The 15,042-nt window shown below is 69.8% G+C and carries 13 protein-coding genes; 8 read left to right on the forward strand and 5 right to left on the reverse strand.

Going from position 1 to position 15,042, the window contains the following annotated elements; genetic code table 11:
- The first annotated feature begins 111 nt into the window (after positions 1-111).
- The 3 genes from IE267_RS09025 (at position 112) to IE267_RS09035 (ending at position 2,975) form a co-directional block, all read left to right on the forward strand.
- Positions 112-1,332: a metallophosphoesterase gene (locus IE267_RS09025; RefSeq protein WP_189762757.1), complete on the forward strand. Its 1,221-nt coding sequence runs from the start codon at positions 112-114 to the stop codon at positions 1,330-1,332.
- Between the two features lie 208 nt (positions 1,333-1,540).
- On the forward strand, positions 1,541-2,383 hold the full coding sequence (locus IE267_RS09030) for an SAM-dependent methyltransferase (RefSeq protein ID WP_189762758.1): 843 nt from the start codon (positions 1,541-1,543) through the stop codon (positions 2,381-2,383).
- A 232-nt stretch (positions 2,384-2,615) separates the two neighbouring features.
- Entirely contained in the window at positions 2,616-2,975 is a 360-nt protein-coding gene (locus IE267_RS09035; RefSeq protein ID WP_229860888.1) for a hypothetical protein, read from the forward strand.
- Between the two features lie 46 nt (positions 2,976-3,021).
- Here the strand turns inward: IE267_RS09035 and IE267_RS09040 are convergent, their stop codons facing one another.
- From IE267_RS09040 to IE267_RS09050, 3 genes are all read right to left on the reverse strand, one after another.
- A complete protein-coding gene (locus IE267_RS09040) occupies positions 3,022-4,176 on the reverse strand; it encodes an acyltransferase family protein (RefSeq protein WP_189762760.1) in 1,155 nt (384 codons plus the stop codon).
- Between the two features lie 578 nt (positions 4,177-4,754).
- Positions 4,755-5,657 carry a hypothetical protein gene (locus IE267_RS09045; RefSeq protein ID WP_189762761.1) on the reverse strand — a complete coding sequence of 301 codons (903 nt, stop codon included), beginning with the start codon at positions 5,655-5,657 and terminating at the stop codon, positions 4,755-4,757.
- Entirely contained in the window at positions 5,654-5,989 is a 336-nt protein-coding gene (locus IE267_RS09050; RefSeq protein WP_161247290.1) for a PadR family transcriptional regulator, read from the reverse strand. Before IE267_RS09050 ends, IE267_RS09045 begins: the two co-directional genes overlap by 4 nt.
- A gap of 281 nt (positions 5,990-6,270) precedes the next feature.
- Between IE267_RS09050 and IE267_RS09055 the strand changes: the two genes are divergently transcribed.
- Both IE267_RS09055 and IE267_RS09060 read left to right on the forward strand, forming a co-directional pair.
- Entirely contained in the window at positions 6,271-6,651 is a 381-nt protein-coding gene (locus tag IE267_RS09055; protein WP_189762762.1) for a VOC family protein, read from the forward strand.
- A gap of 366 nt (positions 6,652-7,017) precedes the next feature.
- On the forward strand, positions 7,018-7,653 hold the full coding sequence (locus IE267_RS09060) for a hypothetical protein (protein WP_189762763.1): 636 nt from the start codon (positions 7,018-7,020) through the stop codon (positions 7,651-7,653).
- A 125-nt stretch (positions 7,654-7,778) separates the two neighbouring features.
- Here the strand turns inward: IE267_RS09060 and IE267_RS09065 are convergent, their stop codons facing one another.
- The gene (locus IE267_RS09065; RefSeq protein WP_189762764.1) at positions 7,779-8,384 is read right to left on the reverse strand and encodes a TetR/AcrR family transcriptional regulator; all 606 of its coding nucleotides are present in this window, start codon (positions 8,382-8,384) and stop codon (positions 7,779-7,781) included.
- 107 nt (positions 8,385-8,491) lie between these two features.
- Here IE267_RS09065 and IE267_RS09070 point away from each other — a divergent pair, with 107 nt between their 5' ends.
- On the forward strand, positions 8,492-9,181 hold the full coding sequence (locus IE267_RS09070) for a nitroreductase (RefSeq protein ID WP_189762765.1): 690 nt from the start codon (positions 8,492-8,494) through the stop codon (positions 9,179-9,181).
- Positions 9,182-9,338: 157 nt separating this feature from the next.
- On the forward strand, positions 9,339-9,986 hold the full coding sequence (locus IE267_RS09075; RefSeq protein ID WP_189762766.1) for a GNAT family N-acetyltransferase: 648 nt from the start codon (positions 9,339-9,341) through the stop codon (positions 9,984-9,986).
- A gap of 241 nt (positions 9,987-10,227) precedes the next feature.
- Here IE267_RS09075 and IE267_RS09080 read toward each other — a convergent pair whose 3' ends face one another.
- Entirely contained in the window at positions 10,228-12,054 is a 1,827-nt protein-coding gene (locus IE267_RS09080; RefSeq protein ID WP_189762767.1) for a gamma-glutamyltransferase family protein, read from the reverse strand.
- Between the two features lie 656 nt (positions 12,055-12,710).
- Here IE267_RS09080 and IE267_RS09085 point away from each other — a divergent pair.
- Positions 12,711-14,966, forward strand: coding sequence for an FUSC family protein (locus IE267_RS09085; RefSeq protein ID WP_189762768.1), 2,256 nt, complete (start codon positions 12,711-12,713; stop codon positions 14,964-14,966).
- The last annotated feature ends 76 nt before the right edge of the window (positions 14,967-15,042 follow it).

The raw sequence follows: 15,042 nt of genomic DNA on the forward strand, positions 1-15,042 counted from the left end.
CTTCGCCGCATGGTCCCGCAGACCACGCGTAGTACCCGGGCCGTCCGACCGGGCGAGGACGACCGGCTACAGTGCGCGCAACGGCAGCCTGGTTCCTTACGGAGGGGAAGCGTGACCGACACCAGCGAGACCCGACCCGCCGACGGTGCAGCGCACGGGACTCGGCGGAGCCTGCTGCGCCGGCTGATGCGCCTGCTCCCCGTGATCGCCCCCGTCCTGCTGTGGACCGTGCCCTGCTGGCTGCTCCTGCACGCCGGACAGCACTGGCCCCTGCCGGTCACGCTGGCCGGCACGGCACTGTTCGCCCTCGGCCTGGTCGGCATGCCGCTCGCGATGGTGCGCGGCCACGGCCGCCGACAGCAGGACCGGGCGGCCATCGTCGGGGACACCCTGCTGGGTGGCATCTGGGTCCTGTTCACCTGGTCCGTCGTCCTCGGCGTCCTGCTGCGGCTCGCCCTGGTCCTGGCCGACGTCGGCGACGGCGAGGACCGGGCGCGGATCGTCACCTGGGCCGTCCTCTGCACAGCGACGGTGCTGCTCGCCTGGGGGTACGCCGAGGCCCGCCGGGTCCCCCGGGTCCGGAGTCTGGACGTACAACTTCCGCGCCTGGGCGCCGGGTTGGACGGCACGCGCGTGGTCCTCATCACCGACACCCACTACGGCCCACTCGACCGCGCACGCTGGTCGACGCGGGTCTGCGAGACGGTCAACACCCTGGAGGCCGACCTGGTGTGCCACACGGGGGACATCGCGGACGGTACGGCCGAACGCCGCCGCGCCCAAGCCGCCCCTCTCGGCACCGTCCGGGCCACCCGGGCTCGGGTCTACGTCACCGGCAACCACGAGTACTACAGCGAGGCCCAGGGCTGGGTCGACCTGATGGACGAACTGGGCTGGGAGCCGCTGCGCAACCGTCATCTGCTGCTCGAACGCGGCGGCGACACCCTCGTGGTCGCCGGGGTGGACGACGTCACCGCCGAGTCCTCCGGTCTCGTCGGCCACCGCGCCCATCTCGCCGGCGCCCTGCAGGGCGCCGACCCCCGCCACCCCATCCTGCTCCTGGCCCACCAGCCCAAGTTCATCGACCGGGCGGCAGCCGGCGGGGTCGACCTCCAGCTCTCGGGCCACACCCACGGCGGACAGATCTGGCCCTTCCACCACTTGGTGCGCCTCGACCAGCCCGCCCTGGCCGGTCTCAGCCGCCACGGCACCCGCACCCTCCTGTACACCAGCCGCGGCACCGGCTTCTGGGGCCCGCCGTTCCGCGTCTTCGCACCCAGCGAGATCACCCTTCTCGTGCTCCGCTCCCCTCAGCGGTCCCCTGCGCCGTGACGACAGGGCGAGCGGGCTGCTCGGGGATGGGCCCCAGCGGCTTGCCGGTGGAGCGTCCAGCGCCGCGGCGGGCCTGGGCCGAATTGCGACGTCCGTGCCTCGGTCGCGTATCCGCCTGTGGCCCGTTCGGTCCCTAGGCACGCGCCCGGCGGCGACACGAGACTGATCTCCCGGCAGGCCTGTACAACTCACCCAGGGAGGCGGACTCATGACGTTCAAGGGCGGGTCGAGGGGCGAGGACGTGGCACGTGACTACTACGAGACGAGCGATGTCGACGCGTTCTACGCTCACGTCTGGGGCGGCGAGGACATCCACAACGGCATCTATGCCGAGACGGGCGAAGCCGTCGCCAACGCTTCCCGCCGTACCGTGGAACGGGTGGCCGGGAAGGTGGCGGACCTCCTCAAGCCCGGGGCCGCCGTGCTGGACATGGGCTCCGGATATGGCGGACCGGCACGCTACCTCGCTGCCACCTTCGACTGTACGGTGACCGCCCTGAACATCAGCGAGGCCCAGAACCGGCATCACCGCGACGTCAACGCCGAACGGGGCTTGGCCAGTCTCATCGACGTGGTCACGGGGTCGTTCCAGAACGTCCCCTACGAAGACGGCCACTTCGACGTCGTCTGGTCCCAGGAAGCCTTCTGCCACAGCCCGGACCGTGCACGAACCGTGACCGAGGCCGTGCGTATCCTGAGGCCGGGCGGAGCGCTCGTCTTCACGGACTTGATGGCCGCCGACGGCGTTCCCGCCAAGACGTTGGAAGCCGTTGTGTCCCGACTGAGGACGAACGACCTGGCAACGCCCGAGTTCTACCTCCGTTCCCTCGCCGCGTCCGGCATGGCGCGGGTCGAATTCGACGATCTCAGCGAACAGATGGGGCATCACTACGAGCGCCTCATCGAGGAGGTACGGGCACATGAGCGGGAGTTGCGCGCCGTCATCAGCCCCGACTACCTCACCGCCTTGCTGACCAGTCTGACCTTGTGGGTGGACGCCGCGGACCGAGGTCAGTTGCGCTGGGGAATCTTCCACTGCCGCCGTAGCTGACCCGCTTTCGGGGCTATCGCGGCGTCGACCGGGTGCGACGAGACTCGTCTGCGGTGCGGGTCGGCATTCGCCTGCGGTGCGGGTCGGCTTCGCGCGCCGACACGGGCGTCCGGTCCCTCGCCGGCCGACAGCGACCGGCCCGCTCTCGCCCGTGACACCCACCAGCACCGGGATAATCCGTTTCGCCGAAGGCCGACGAACGCTAGGTTGCCCCGCCATGAGGACAAGGAAGTTGAGGATCGGCCTGTACGCGGACGAGGCCGGGCTGGTGTGGGTCAGGGGACTCGTCCATCAGGCCGTGAGCACTCGGCGTCTTCATCGTTCCCGGAGCCCGCGGACCCTCGAAGTGGACATTGCGCGGTTTCTTCAGGGGGGCCGCCTGGCGACCGCCGAGATGTACGACTTGCTGGCGGAGCAGTGGGTCATCGAGCACGAGGGCGAGGACAGCGGCGCGCGGGAGCCGGTCGAGCTGCGCGTCCGTCTGGTGTGTTCGCTGCGAACCTGGCGAGCGATCCGCAAGGAAATCCTCAGGACGTTGTGCCCGGAGGGTATGGCACCCCACCTGTGCCGTGTCCCGTGGTGCACCGCCTGAGTGATGGCCCGCCTTCGGTGAGGACTCCGAGGCCCCGCTCCACTAGTCACTTCAGCAGTCGCTTCGGCCGGTCACTTCGGCCGGTCACTTCGGCCGGTGCAGGGTCCAGAGCATGGGTGAGATGGCGGCGGAAGAGACGACCGAACCGCCGGTCGACCTGACGGTTCAGTACGGCGGCCAACAGTAAGGAGAAGGAGAGACCGAGGCCGATCGAGGGCAGCAGTCCGAGTCCCGGCACGGATTTGAGGATGCCGCGGGTGACGGGTATGCCGAGGCTTTGATGGACCAGGTAGAAGGGGTAGGTCAGGGCGCCCGCGTAGACGAGGCTTCGCCATTGGAGATGACGCAGCGGGCCGCAGGCCAGGCCGAGCAGGACGAGGAAGCTCGTGAGGACAGCCGCACTCAGGCCCCAGTTGGAGGTGGAGTGGGTGGCCACACGGTCTTCGAGGACGGTCAGGGTGTAGCACCAGGAGAAGCCCAGCAGCAGCCAGAGAAGCAGGTTGGCGCCGAAGCGGTGTATCAGGTAGAGCGCGATGCCCGCCACGAACAGCCCGGCGTACTGGCTGAGCAGGATCTCGTCCACCACGGTGGAGTGCAGTTCACGGCCGACGGATGCCAGCACGAGCCAGAGGAACCCGAAGGCCACGACTCGCCGGTACGTCAGACCGACCAGGAGCAGTGCACCCATGAGCAGGTAGAAGCGTGCCTCGACCCAGAGCGTCCAGGCGACACCCGCGGTGAAGTCCACGCCGAGCGGGTGCGGAATCATCGTGAGGTTGCCGAGTGTGGTGCGGAGGTCGGTGGGTGCGCCCGAACGCTGGCCAATGAACACGGTGACGGTACCCATCACGACGATGATCAGGACGACCGCCCAGTACAGCGGAAAGAGCCGGGCGATACGGGAGACGGCGAACTGTGCCGGGGTGCGGCCCCAGCAGCTCATACAGATGACGAATCCGCTGATCAGGAAGAACGCCTCGACGCCAAGCCAGCCGTAGCCACTGATGACATGCAGGAGCGGCGCCGCCCGTGGCAGGTCGTGGTTCTCGCCCCAGAAGCGGGGAGTGGGGGTGCCGAGGTAGTGGTAGGCAGCCACGCCTACCGCGGCGAGCAGCCGCAGCCCATCGACCGCGGCCAGTCGCCCTGCCGGGCCCTGCGCACTGGGCACGCGATGCCTCAGGGCCCGGGGAAGACGGTTCATCCGCCCGGATTTTGCGCCGAGTTCCGCATCAGACACGGGCACGGGAACGGACGCAGAATCGGCGGCGGACGCGGACGCGGACGCGGGCATCGAGGGCTCCTGTGACGGGGCGGCTGAACAAAGTGCGGCCGCGGGTAGGGGGAAGATGTGGGCATGCCGCTTCTGACCGCGGAGGGAAAGCGGCCCGAAAGGGTGGAAGTGCGGGTGTGTTCTGAGGCGGTGGGCTGTGCAGGGCCAGTGGTCCGGCTCGGTGCCGACGCGGCCCGCTCGGCCGCGATCGAGAGAGCTGGGCGCGCCAACTGGGCGCATCGGCAGGGAGGTTCACGACCTACCTGCTCAGATCGACGCAACCCCACAGCTACTGCTACTGCTACTGCTACTGCTACTGCTACTGCTACTGCTACTGCTACTGCTACTGCTACTGCTACTGCTACAACCTGAGGCACTGGCTCCGTAGCCCGTCAAGCGCGGGCCCCGGAGCTCTTGCGTTGCGCGACATGACTCGCGCCATGCAGGCCGGCCGTCGACGGCCTCCGAAGTCCGCTCAAGACCTCCGGAGGCCATCAACAGGCCTACTTTCAGGCGGGGTTGATCCGATCGGAGTCGCTACGGCGCCGAATCCGTAGGGCCACGGCAGTGACAGCGAGGGCCCCGACGACGGTGACGACCTCTTCGGTACGCACCCACCCGGAGAAATGCATCGTCGCAATGAACGGGGCACCGGCAAAGGCGAGTTGAGCCGTGGTACGGATCTCGGCAAAGGCCCGGCGGCCCACCAGGGCCAGGGCCGCGATCATGGGGACGCCGAAACGCCAGGGAGTGAGCAAGCCGATTCCGAGCGGGTCGATCACGGAGAGGGCCACCACCAGCAGAGCGGCCCATGCCACGAGCGCGAACACTCCCGCCGCCCCACGCACACGCCGGGAAGGGCGCAGGTCCGGCGGGCAGGCCAGTGGAAGTGCCGCGATCAGGACCGGCATCAGGAGGAAGCCTACGAGTGCCGACGTCAGGTCGGGCGGCATCCGCCAGATCGGGTAGAGGAAGCTCACCGAACTGACCACGGTCCCGACGATCGCACACAGCACACCGGGTACATGACGTCCGGCCAGTGCGACGACCGCGCCGATCAGGGTCAGCAGATAGCCGGCGTTCATGAGGGTCGCGAGCGTCCCGGCATCAGCGGCGACTCCTGCGGAGCGGATGACGTACCAGTCGCTCACGCTACCGACGAGGTTGAACGCGGCGTACCCGGCCGTCGCGGCCAGGCCGAAAGGCGCCGCGGCGGCCAAGAGCCGACCGCCCGCGTGTACGGAGCCGATCCCGAGGCGCAGCCGCAGGGCGTGTGCGGCTACGTCAGCGGCTTCACGAAGGCGGGCGCGCGGGCCTGCGCCCGCGGTTGCCTCCCGATAGGAGTCGGCTATCTCGTCACCGAAAGCCCGGCGGAAGCCGGCGGGGTACAGATGCAGCAGTACGGGGTTCACGCGGTGGCCGCCTTACCGGCCCCCAGGCGCCGAGTGGCCTCGCGTGCGGTGGCCGCGATCCGTTCCGCCTCGACGGCCAGGGCGGTGCGCCCGGGCGAGGTCAGCGTGTAGGTGCGGCGCAGTCGACTGTCGACTACTTCCTCGCTGTGTACCTCGATCAGCCCCTGCTGCAACAGCCGCTCCAGCGCGCCGTACAAGGTGCCGGTCCGCAACTTCACCCGCCCGCTCGAAATAGCCTCCACCTCACGTGCGATCGCGTAGCCGTGACGTGGCTCGTCCGCGAGCGCGGTGAGAAGAAGCAGGGTCGGTTCCTGCATTGCACGGTCAGTCATGACACCACCATATGTCATTAACCGGCATATGGCGGCAGCAGGTCCTATTCGACGTCGGCATCTGCCATGCGGCGCCCTGCCGTATGCTCCTCACCTTCGGTCAGGGCGCCTTGCCGGTTCGCCGGGGCTGCGGGGCCCTGGGCCACAAGCGTCCGCTCCCCGCCCCGCCGGCACTGGCCTCGTCAGCCCTCAAGGGGACGGTTCGCGGCGACAGTTCGGCGAGCCGTACAGCAGCTCTAGGGTATGCAGCGAGAAGATCCATCGATCGGCCCGAAGATGCCATGTCCTTGCAGATGAAGTTGGGTGCGATAACACTCGATTGCCCCGATCCTCTGTCCCTGGCGGAGTTCTACGAGAAGGCCACCGGCCTCGAACCGCATCCGAAGTCGAACGCGGACTTCGCCGGGCTGAACCGCGCGGACGGACTCTTCATCGGCTTCCAGCGGGTCGACCACTACCGGGCTCCCACCTGGCCCGACCAGACCGTTCCCCAACAGCTCCACATCTGCTTCAACGTGGAGACCGAGGACGACCTGGACGGGGCCGAGGCCCAATTGCTGGAGTGGGGCGCGGGCAAGCCGGATCACCAACCGCACGACGAGGCCAAGGCACGGGTCCTCACCGATCCGGCCGGGCACCCCTTCTGCCTGATCAAACGCTGAACCGGCGTGGACCTGCCCAACGAGGTCACCGGCCGCGTCCCGGACCGGCAGTGAAAGGTAGACCATCGGCTGCGATCCGGCCGTCACGACGCCGCCCCTTGCGCCCAACCCCCCGCCTTGGAAAGGGAGTTCGCGCCGCTGCGGGAACCGGCACGCCTCGGCTCACGCCGAAGGGGACCGATTTCCCATGGTCGTCGTGCACCTTCGAGGCCCGCTGCAGCGGGGTCTTGGAGGCGGGACCTTCGGGCGGTCGTCCCACGAACCCGCCGTGGTAGCGTCGTCATATTTTTGGGAATGTCCGGACAAAGGCACGGCAGGTACCACATGATCGACTCACCTCAGCGGCTCCGAGACGCACTCGATGCTTTGGACGCTGCGTTCGCACCGCTCTCCGGGCTGCCCTCTCCCGTGCACGGCTGCACTCATTGCTACACCGATGCGGACCTCAAGGCCCTGGCAGGTCCCGCCTGCCAGGTGACCGAACCACTACTTTCGTCCGTGGCGTACTCGACGCCCGATCACTGGGACGACTTTCCCGGCCTGTACCGCCGGTTGATCCCCGGCATCGTTCGTCTCCTGGTCGCCGACCAGCTCGACCACGCATGGATCGCCTCCCAACTCCTCGCCGCCGAGTGGCACACCTGGCCCGCGCCGGAGCGCGCAGCGCTGGAGGAGCTGTGGCACGCCTGGTGGTATGCGGCGCTGCACACTCATCCGACCAACGGTCACATCACAGACGTACTCGAAACGCTCTCCGTCACCACAAACACCCTCACCCCCTGGCTGACCGTGTGGGCAGACGTCCGCACCGACGCATCGGACCTGCACCTGAGCGATGCGCTCGACCGCTGGCTCCTCCAGGACGAACTAGCCGACCTCCGTCTCGGCTTCCGCAACGAGCTGCACGCCACACCCCCATTGCTGCCCTGGCTCCTCTCCTTGGAGGACGGTCGCATCGGAGCCGCCCAGCTGATCGAAGTCGAACGCATCGCCTACAGCTGAGCGATCTCGCCGTGCGGACCCCGTCGGTGTCGGCGCCACGGCGCCTTGCGCGAGGGCCAGGCCATGCCCCTTCGGTCCCTGTCGATAGGTGGAACCGGCGCTTGCGCCCGCTCCTCCCGTCCGCGTCAGCTCGCTCCGGGCAGCGCTCGATCGAGGAGGACTTCCGCTGCCGCCCACGCGTGTCGGCCATAGTCCGCTTCGTCCAGCACCATGGCACGGCTGGCCGCTCCGTCCGCGAGGGTGGCCAACTGGTGGGCCAGCGCCAGGGGTTCGCGGCAGCCCAGCTCCCTCACCAAAGGGACGATCAGTTCCACCATGCGCAGCTTCTGCTCCCGGGCGTAGGAGTGCACCGCGCTCTCCGGGTCGGGGAACTCCGCCGCGGCATCGATGAACGGACACCCGCGCACCGGAGCCGCGTCCGGCACCGAAGGGTGGAACAGCTCGCGAATCCGGTCGCGCGGCGGAATGCCCTCGCGGGTCAGTACGCCCTCCAACGTGGCGCCCGACAGCGCGAGGCCCTGCAAGTAGGCGATGACAAGATCGTTCTTGGTTCGAAAGTGCGCGTAGAGCGTCCGCTTGGACACCGGTGCTTCCTCAGCGATCTGCTCCATGCCGGTCGCGTTGATGCCCTGGGCCGCGAACAGCACCCCGGCGGCAGCCAGAATGCGCTCCCGCCCTCCCCGCCCCCGGCGCTGGGATGTCTCGGCCGTCGCACGCGCGGTCGTATCCATGACTGAAGTATACGCACTCGTTTACTTAATCCAGTGCCCGGGTTAGGGTGACGCCAATGTAAACGTTTCCGTTTACATCACGTGGCTTTCCGTCATCGAGGAATTACATGAGCGAGCTCGGCCCCACTGAACTGAGCGGCTGCGCGGAGAAGTTGATACGCGGTCGCCACTCGACCCGCGCGTTCCGCCCGGAAGCCGTACCCGAGGACACGATGCGCAGGATCTTCGCGCTGGCCGGCACCGCGCCGTCCAACTCCAACGCCCAGCCGTGGCAGCTGGAGGTGGTGAGCGGGGCAGCACGTCAGCGCCTGGCCGACGCCTTGCAGGTGGCCCACGCGGCAATGCGCACCTCGGTGGACTTCCCTTATTCCGAGGGGATGTACGCGCGGGTGCACCGGACACGTCGGGCGGCGTTCGGTGCCGAGCTGTACGGGGCACTGGACATTGGCCCCGACGATCACGCGGCACGTGCGGCCTACGACGCGGAAAGCCTGCGCTTCTACGGCGCGCCACACGCGGCGTTCCTCTTCGTCCACGGCGACGGGGAGGCGCGGCTGGCCGCAGATGCCGGCGCTTACCTGCAGACGCTGCTCCTGGCGATGACCGCGTACGGCGTGGACAGTTGCCCGCAGGGGCTGTTGAGCTTCTACGCCGACACCGTCCGCGCCGAACTCGGCGTCACGGGAGGTAAGTTGCTCGTCGGCGTCTCCTTCGGCCATGCCGACGAGGCCGCACCAGTGAATCGAGTCAGGACCGAGCGGGCTCCAGTCGCGTCGACCACGGCCTTCCACGACTAGACGTTCTCGTTTGGATCTGCCGGCGTCGGTCCGGGTGCGTCGTCGACCGACGCGCACACGGCACGGATCGGGCCGTCGGTCCCGGACCGGACGCCACGGCGGAGTGGCCGGAGGAAAACGGGATGCGACACACGGACCGATTGGCTAGGGTCCGGGCGTGCCTCACACCTATCCCCCGCTGAACGTCGAAGTCCGCACGCCGCGCCTGACGTTGGCCGGCGCGACCGACGAACTGCTGGAACGTCTCGTGCCGCTCGTCCGGGCCGGGGTGGCCGATGCCGAGCCGTGGCCTTTCGACGACCCGAGCTCGTTCTACGCGGACAGCCCCGAACGCGAATGGCAATGGCTTCGCGCCGTTTGGGCCGGTCGCTCCCGTGTGAGTGCCGACTGTTGGCGGCTGTACTTCACCGTACTCGTGGACGGCGAACCGGTCGGCATGCAGGACCTCATCGGCACGAACTTCACGCGCTTCGGCACGGTGTCCAGCTTCTCGTGGCTGGCCGCCGGCAGCCGCGGCCGGGGGCTCGGCACGGAAATGCGTTCGGCCATCCTGCAGTTGGCCTTCGCGGGACTTGACGCACGCGAGGCCGGCAGCGACGCCTTCGTTGACAACGAAGCGTCCAACCGCGTTTCCCGCGGCCTGGGTTACGAACCGAACGGCACGGACTGGGACACCCGTCGGGGAGAACCCGCACGTATCCAGCAGTGGCGACTCACTCGGGACGCCTGGGAACGACGAGTCCGTCGGGACGACATCCAACTGAGCGGCGTCGAGGAGTGCTTGACGGTCCTGGGCATCCGCTGACGCCCGCGCTCGGCGCACCGATCAAGCCTCGTCCACCGCACCCGCTCACTGCACGCCACGCCTGCGTGGTCTGCTCCTGCGGTCGCTTCGGCCTGCTCCAACCGGGCAATCCGATCCGACCGCTCGGAGAACGGGCCGCGTAACTGGGGGCATCCTGACGCCCTCTCCTCGGGGGAACGCGCCGAGCCCGGAGAGACTCGCGCATCTCCTCACGGCCCGGCCCCGTCGCACCCGACGCCGGTCAGCGACCGACCGCGTACCCCTGCATCCCGCGTGGATTCGCCGCCGCCGACAGGACTCCCGCGCGCACATCGCGGGCGACGGCGCACAGTCGGCCCTCCGACCACGGCTCCCCCACCAGCACGTCGTGACCGCGTCGCTTCAGGTCCTCGATCACCTCCCGCTTCATCCGTGACTCGACGGCCACCAGGCCAGGATGCGTCGCACGGGGGTGGAAGGAGCTCGGAAAACTCTCGTTGTGCCAATTCGGGGCGTCGATGGCGCCCTGGAGGTCGAGGCCGCCCCTGACCTCGCCGCGCAACGCCACCGCGAGGAAGAAGTGCAGCTGCCACTGGTCCTGTTGATCGCCGCCCGGCGTTCCGAAGGCCAACGTGGGTACTCCGTCGCGCAACGCGATGGTCGGGCTGAGCGTGGTTCGAGGGCGGCGGCCGGGGGCGAGGGAGTTCGGCAGTCCTTCGTCGAGCCAGGCCATCTGAAGCCTCGTGCCGAGCGGAAAGCCAAGTTCGCGAACCACGGGGTTGGACTGGAGCCACCCACCGCTGGGCGTGGCCGCGACCATGTTGCCCCAGCGGTCCACGACGTCGAGATGACATGTGTCGCCGGAGGTGACGCCGTCCCTCGTAACCGCCGCCTCACCGGAGTCTCGGCGACGCAGTCCGGCGTTGACGGTGGGTTCGCCCGCTCCGAGGGAGCTGTAGCCCGACGGCGCGGCCCCCGGGTTGCGTATGTGCCGGGCCAGCCGGGGCGCCTGCCCAGCAGGACGTCCCGGACGCAGTTCGCTGGATGCCTCCGGCCCGATCAGTGACCGGCGCCGTTCGTTGTACGCGGAGGACAGCAGGTCGTCCAGCGGTACCGCGGCTCCGTCGCCGTACCAGGCCTCGCGGTCGGCCATTGCCAGCTTGCAGCCCTCGATGAGTACATGGATGTAAGCGGCAGAGCCGTAAGGCGGCAACTCTGTTGGCAGGAGCGCGAGTTGCTGCAGCAGAGCGGGGCCCTGGCTCCACGGGCCGGGCTTGCAGATGGTCCACCCTTGCCAGTCGTAGGTCGCGGGAGCCTCGTAGGTCGCGGACCAGCCCGCGAGATCGGCGGCCGTCAGGGTTCCGGAGTGGTGCTCGCCGCTGGTGTCGACGGTGGGCTGCTGCGCCTGGCGTACGAGTGCATCGGCGATGAAGCCCGAGCGCCATGTCTCCCGTGCCTTCTCGATCTGGGACGCCCTGTCCCCCGCTCCTGAAACCTCGGCCAGCAAGCGTTTCCAGGTCGCGGCGAGGGCGGGGTTGCGGAACAACTCGCCCGGCCTCGGCGGGCTCCCGTCCGGCAGGTAGACCGCCGCGGAGGACCGCCACTCCGTCTCGAACAGGGCCCGCACGGTCTCGACCGTCTCCCCGACCCGCTCCACTGGTGCGTGCCCGTGTTCGGCGTAGCCGATGGCGTGCTTCAACACGTCGGCGAGCGTTTTCGTCCCGTGGTCGCGCAGCAGAAGCATCCACGCGTCGAACGCGCCCGGCACCGCGGCCGCCAGTGGGCCCGTGCCCGGCACGAGGTCCAGGCCGAGTGCCCTGTAGTGCGCGATCGTGGCCCCGGCCGGAGCTACGCCCTGCCCGCACAGCACCTTGACCTCACCGCCCGCCGGGGCGAGCAGAATCGGGACCTCGCCCGCCGGACCGTTGAGGTGCGGCTCGACCACGTGCAGGACGAACCCGGCGGCGACGGCAGCGTCGAACGCGTTGCCCCCGTCCTCCAGGACGGCCATCGCCGACTGAGAAGCCAGCCAGTGCGTGGAGGACACCATCCCGAAGGTTCCCTGAAGGGTGGGGCGGGTCGTGAACATGCAGTGCCACCTCTCTGCTGTGCGGTCGCGGGCGATCAACTCACCCCCGAATATGGCATTCCGACCCTCGCAATGGCTGCCCTCTTTTCTGTCGGACGGCACCGTCGGCGCTACCGCCGGGAGCCAGCACATGTGCCGGCCCTCGTCGCTCGCCACCCTCCACCGGCTACCCGCCACCAAGGCCGTCCACCGCGTCCCGGCACAGCTGTCGCGGCACCCTTCTCAGTACGCGGACCGCGACGCTGCGTCGTGTGCGTCCCCGAATCCGCAGAAAATCCACGTATCCGCGTATCCGCGAATCCACGAAGGGAACGCGTTACGGGTCACGCGACCCCGACCCGCCGCCCCCTCGGCACCGCCGGCGCAGCACCCCTGCACCGCCTCGACCGCGCCACGCCATGCCCCGCCGCGCTAGACCGCGCCGCACCGCCCCGCACCGCGCCGCACCGCCCCGCGCCGCACCGCGCACGAACGAAGCCGAGACCCGAAGGCTCCGGTTGCGTCGCTTCGCGGCCGACCTAGGGTGACAGCATGACCAGGCACTGTGCCCGCCGTGCCGCCGCGCCCCGGCCGCACTCAGGCCGCAGCCACCGCGCGAGGGCGTCCCGATGAACCGGGTGGGGCCGTGGCAGTCGCTCCGGCAGCAGCCGGAGGCGGTGCAGTATGGGCGTCGGGCGCTCTGGGGCGCGATCGCGGGCCTCGGTGGCTTCTCCGTCGTTCGATACGGCTTCGAGCAGCACGTCATGGCCCTGTACGCCCTCTTCGGCGCCCTCCCCCTGGTCCTGTTCTCGCAGATCCCGGGACGCGGGTGGCACCGCTCGCGCATTCTCCTGGCCGCCCTGCCGGCAGGTCTCGTGCTGGTCACCGCGGGCACCCTGCTCGCCGCGCACTCCTGGAGCGCGGCCGTCGGCCTGTTCGTCGTCGCGTTCACCGTGTCCTACCTCGGGGTCGGCGGCCCGGGCGTCGGCGGTCTGGCCACCTCCTTCCAGCTCTACTACCTGCTGCCGTGCTTCCCGCCCTACGCGCCCGATACCCTCGGCCAACGCCTGAGCGGCCTCGCCTTCGGCATCCTGTTCACCGCGCTCGTGGACCGCCTGCTGCCGCCCGGACCGCTGCCGGTGACCTACCGGTCCTTGTTGTCGAACGCCGTGGTGACCGTGGCCGACTACTCGGACAGCATGGCCCGCGTCACCGCGGGCGCGGCACCTGGCGACGAAGTGGCCCGGTGCAAGGCAGCCGCCGGGCAGGCCCTCCTCACCACCCGACTGTCGCGCGTCGACGCCACGGAACGCCCCACCTCCGCCTCACTCCGAGACCGCGCCCTCATCGACACCCGCGCGGCGCTGCGGCACATCGCCAGTCAGCTCGACCGGCTCGCCGCCCGCCCTCACGGCACCGACGCGGACGCCGCGATGATCCTGGACCGGTCCGCCGCCTCCCTGCGTCGCGCGGCCCAGGCACTGACCGACGGCAGGGCCGGACAGCCCGAGAGCGAACTGTCCGCCGCCCTCACCGGCTTCTGGGAGGTACGCGGCCGCGACCTCGCCGCCACCTCGCCCCGGAACCTGCGGCGGGACGCCGTCGTGCATGCCACAGGAGGCGCGACCCTGCTGCTGGCCGAAGGCGCCAGGCTCTCCTGCGGGGCCCCGCTCGACGAGCACTGGCGCAGGCCGGGAGGTCCTTTCCCTTACGCGGTGATCAGTGGCCCGGCGCGCTGGTGGCGCAGGCTGCGCGTGCATCTCACCCCGCACTCGGTCCTGTTCCAGAACGCACTGCGCGGCGCGATCGCCCTGGCCGGAGCGCGCCTCATCGTCGGCGCCCTCGATCTTCCCCACGGCTTCTGGGCCCTGCTCACCACGCTCAGCCTGATGCGGACCTCCGCATCGGACACCCGCGGCGCCCTGCTGCCCGCCTTCCTCGGAACGGCTGCGGGCGCGGCCGTGGCCACAGCCGTCGTCATGCTGGTCGGCGACGTGCCCTCCTTCTACATCGCCGTCACCCCCGTGGTCTTCCTCGTGGGCTTCGCGGTGGGTCCCCTGCTCGGCCCCGCCTGGACACAAGCCGCCCTCACCGTGACGCTGGTGGTCATTTTCGCGCAGGTCATCCCCACCGATGTGCGACTGCCCGCAGTTCGGCTGATGGACGTCGTGATCGGCGGATCGATCGGTGCGGTGGCCAGCATGCTCGCCTGGCCCCGGGGCGCTCGCGGCGAACTGCGGCGCTGCGCGGCCGACTTGCTCGACCGCAGCGCGGACGGATGTCTGGCCGTCACGAAACGACTGGGACAGCGCACGTCCGGCGAGGAGCCGCTGCGCCCCGCCGTCCGGGCCATGCAGCTCGCCCAGGCCGCGTACACCCAGCACCGGACGGAGAAGGCAGCCCCGCACACGCCGTCGTGGCCCTGGGAGCTGGCCATGTCCCCGGGCCACACGACGGTCAGCGGAGGTCAGCTCCTGCTCGGCCGCAACACCGCCTCCGGTGTTTCGCTGCCCGAGGCAGCGGTCACCGAACTGACCGCGCTGGCCCGCCGGGTCGCCGCCGACCTCGCCCGTGCGGCCGAGACGGTGCGTCGGCAGCAGGCGCGGGCCGGACGCGGCCGGCCGGCGACCGGCTCGGGCACCTCGGTGATCAGGCCGCCCGCCCGCGCACGAGCCGCCGACGAATACGCCGCGGGCGAGTCGGCGGCGCTGCGCTACGGCGCACGTCACCCGTCGGCACACAGCGGCCCCGAGCTGCTCCTGATCGCCGACGTCGAAGCCTGGCTCACTGGAATCGCACACGAGGCGGCACTCGTCGAGCAGGGCTTCACCGAAGCGGAAACGCGGACCGGGACGGGGACGGGGACGGGGACGGGGACGGGGACGGGGACGGAAAACGCTACGGGGACGGGGGCGAGCGGGCCGTCGAAGTGACCGCCCGAGAGGTGTGACCGGCGCCCGGTGCTGGAGCGGGAGCACGTCGGCGGTGGGTCCGGCCCTGCTACGACGC

Origin of the sequence: Streptomyces xanthochromogenes, assembly GCF_014650455.1 — a bacterium.
GTDB classification, from domain to species: domain Bacteria; phylum Actinomycetota; class Actinomycetes; order Streptomycetales; family Streptomycetaceae; genus Streptomyces; species Streptomyces xanthochromogenes.

Bases quoted from the DNA above. Each gene is read 5' to 3' on its own strand.
- IE267_RS09040 (WP_189762760.1), bottom strand. From the start codon at position 4,176: ATGAACCGTCTTCCCCGGGCCCTGAGGCATCGCGTGCCCAGTGCGCAG.
- IE267_RS09030 (WP_189762758.1), top strand. From the start codon at position 1,541: ATGACGTTCAAGGGCGGGTCGAGGGGCGAGGACGTGGCACGTGACTAC.
- IE267_RS09055 (WP_189762762.1), top strand. From the start codon at position 6,271: ATGTCCTTGCAGATGAAGTTGGGTGCGATAACACTCGATTGCCCCGAT.
- IE267_RS09070 (WP_189762765.1), top strand. From the start codon at position 8,492: ATGAGCGAGCTCGGCCCCACTGAACTGAGCGGCTGCGCGGAGAAGTTG.
- IE267_RS09065 (WP_189762764.1), bottom strand. From the start codon at position 8,384: ATGGATACGACCGCGCGTGCGACGGCCGAGACATCCCAGCGCCGGGGG.
- IE267_RS09080 (WP_189762767.1), bottom strand. From the start codon at position 12,054: ATGTTCACGACCCGCCCCACCCTTCAGGGAACCTTCGGGATGGTGTCC.
- IE267_RS09050 (WP_161247290.1), bottom strand. From the start codon at position 5,989: ATGACTGACCGTGCAATGCAGGAACCGACCCTGCTTCTTCTCACCGCG.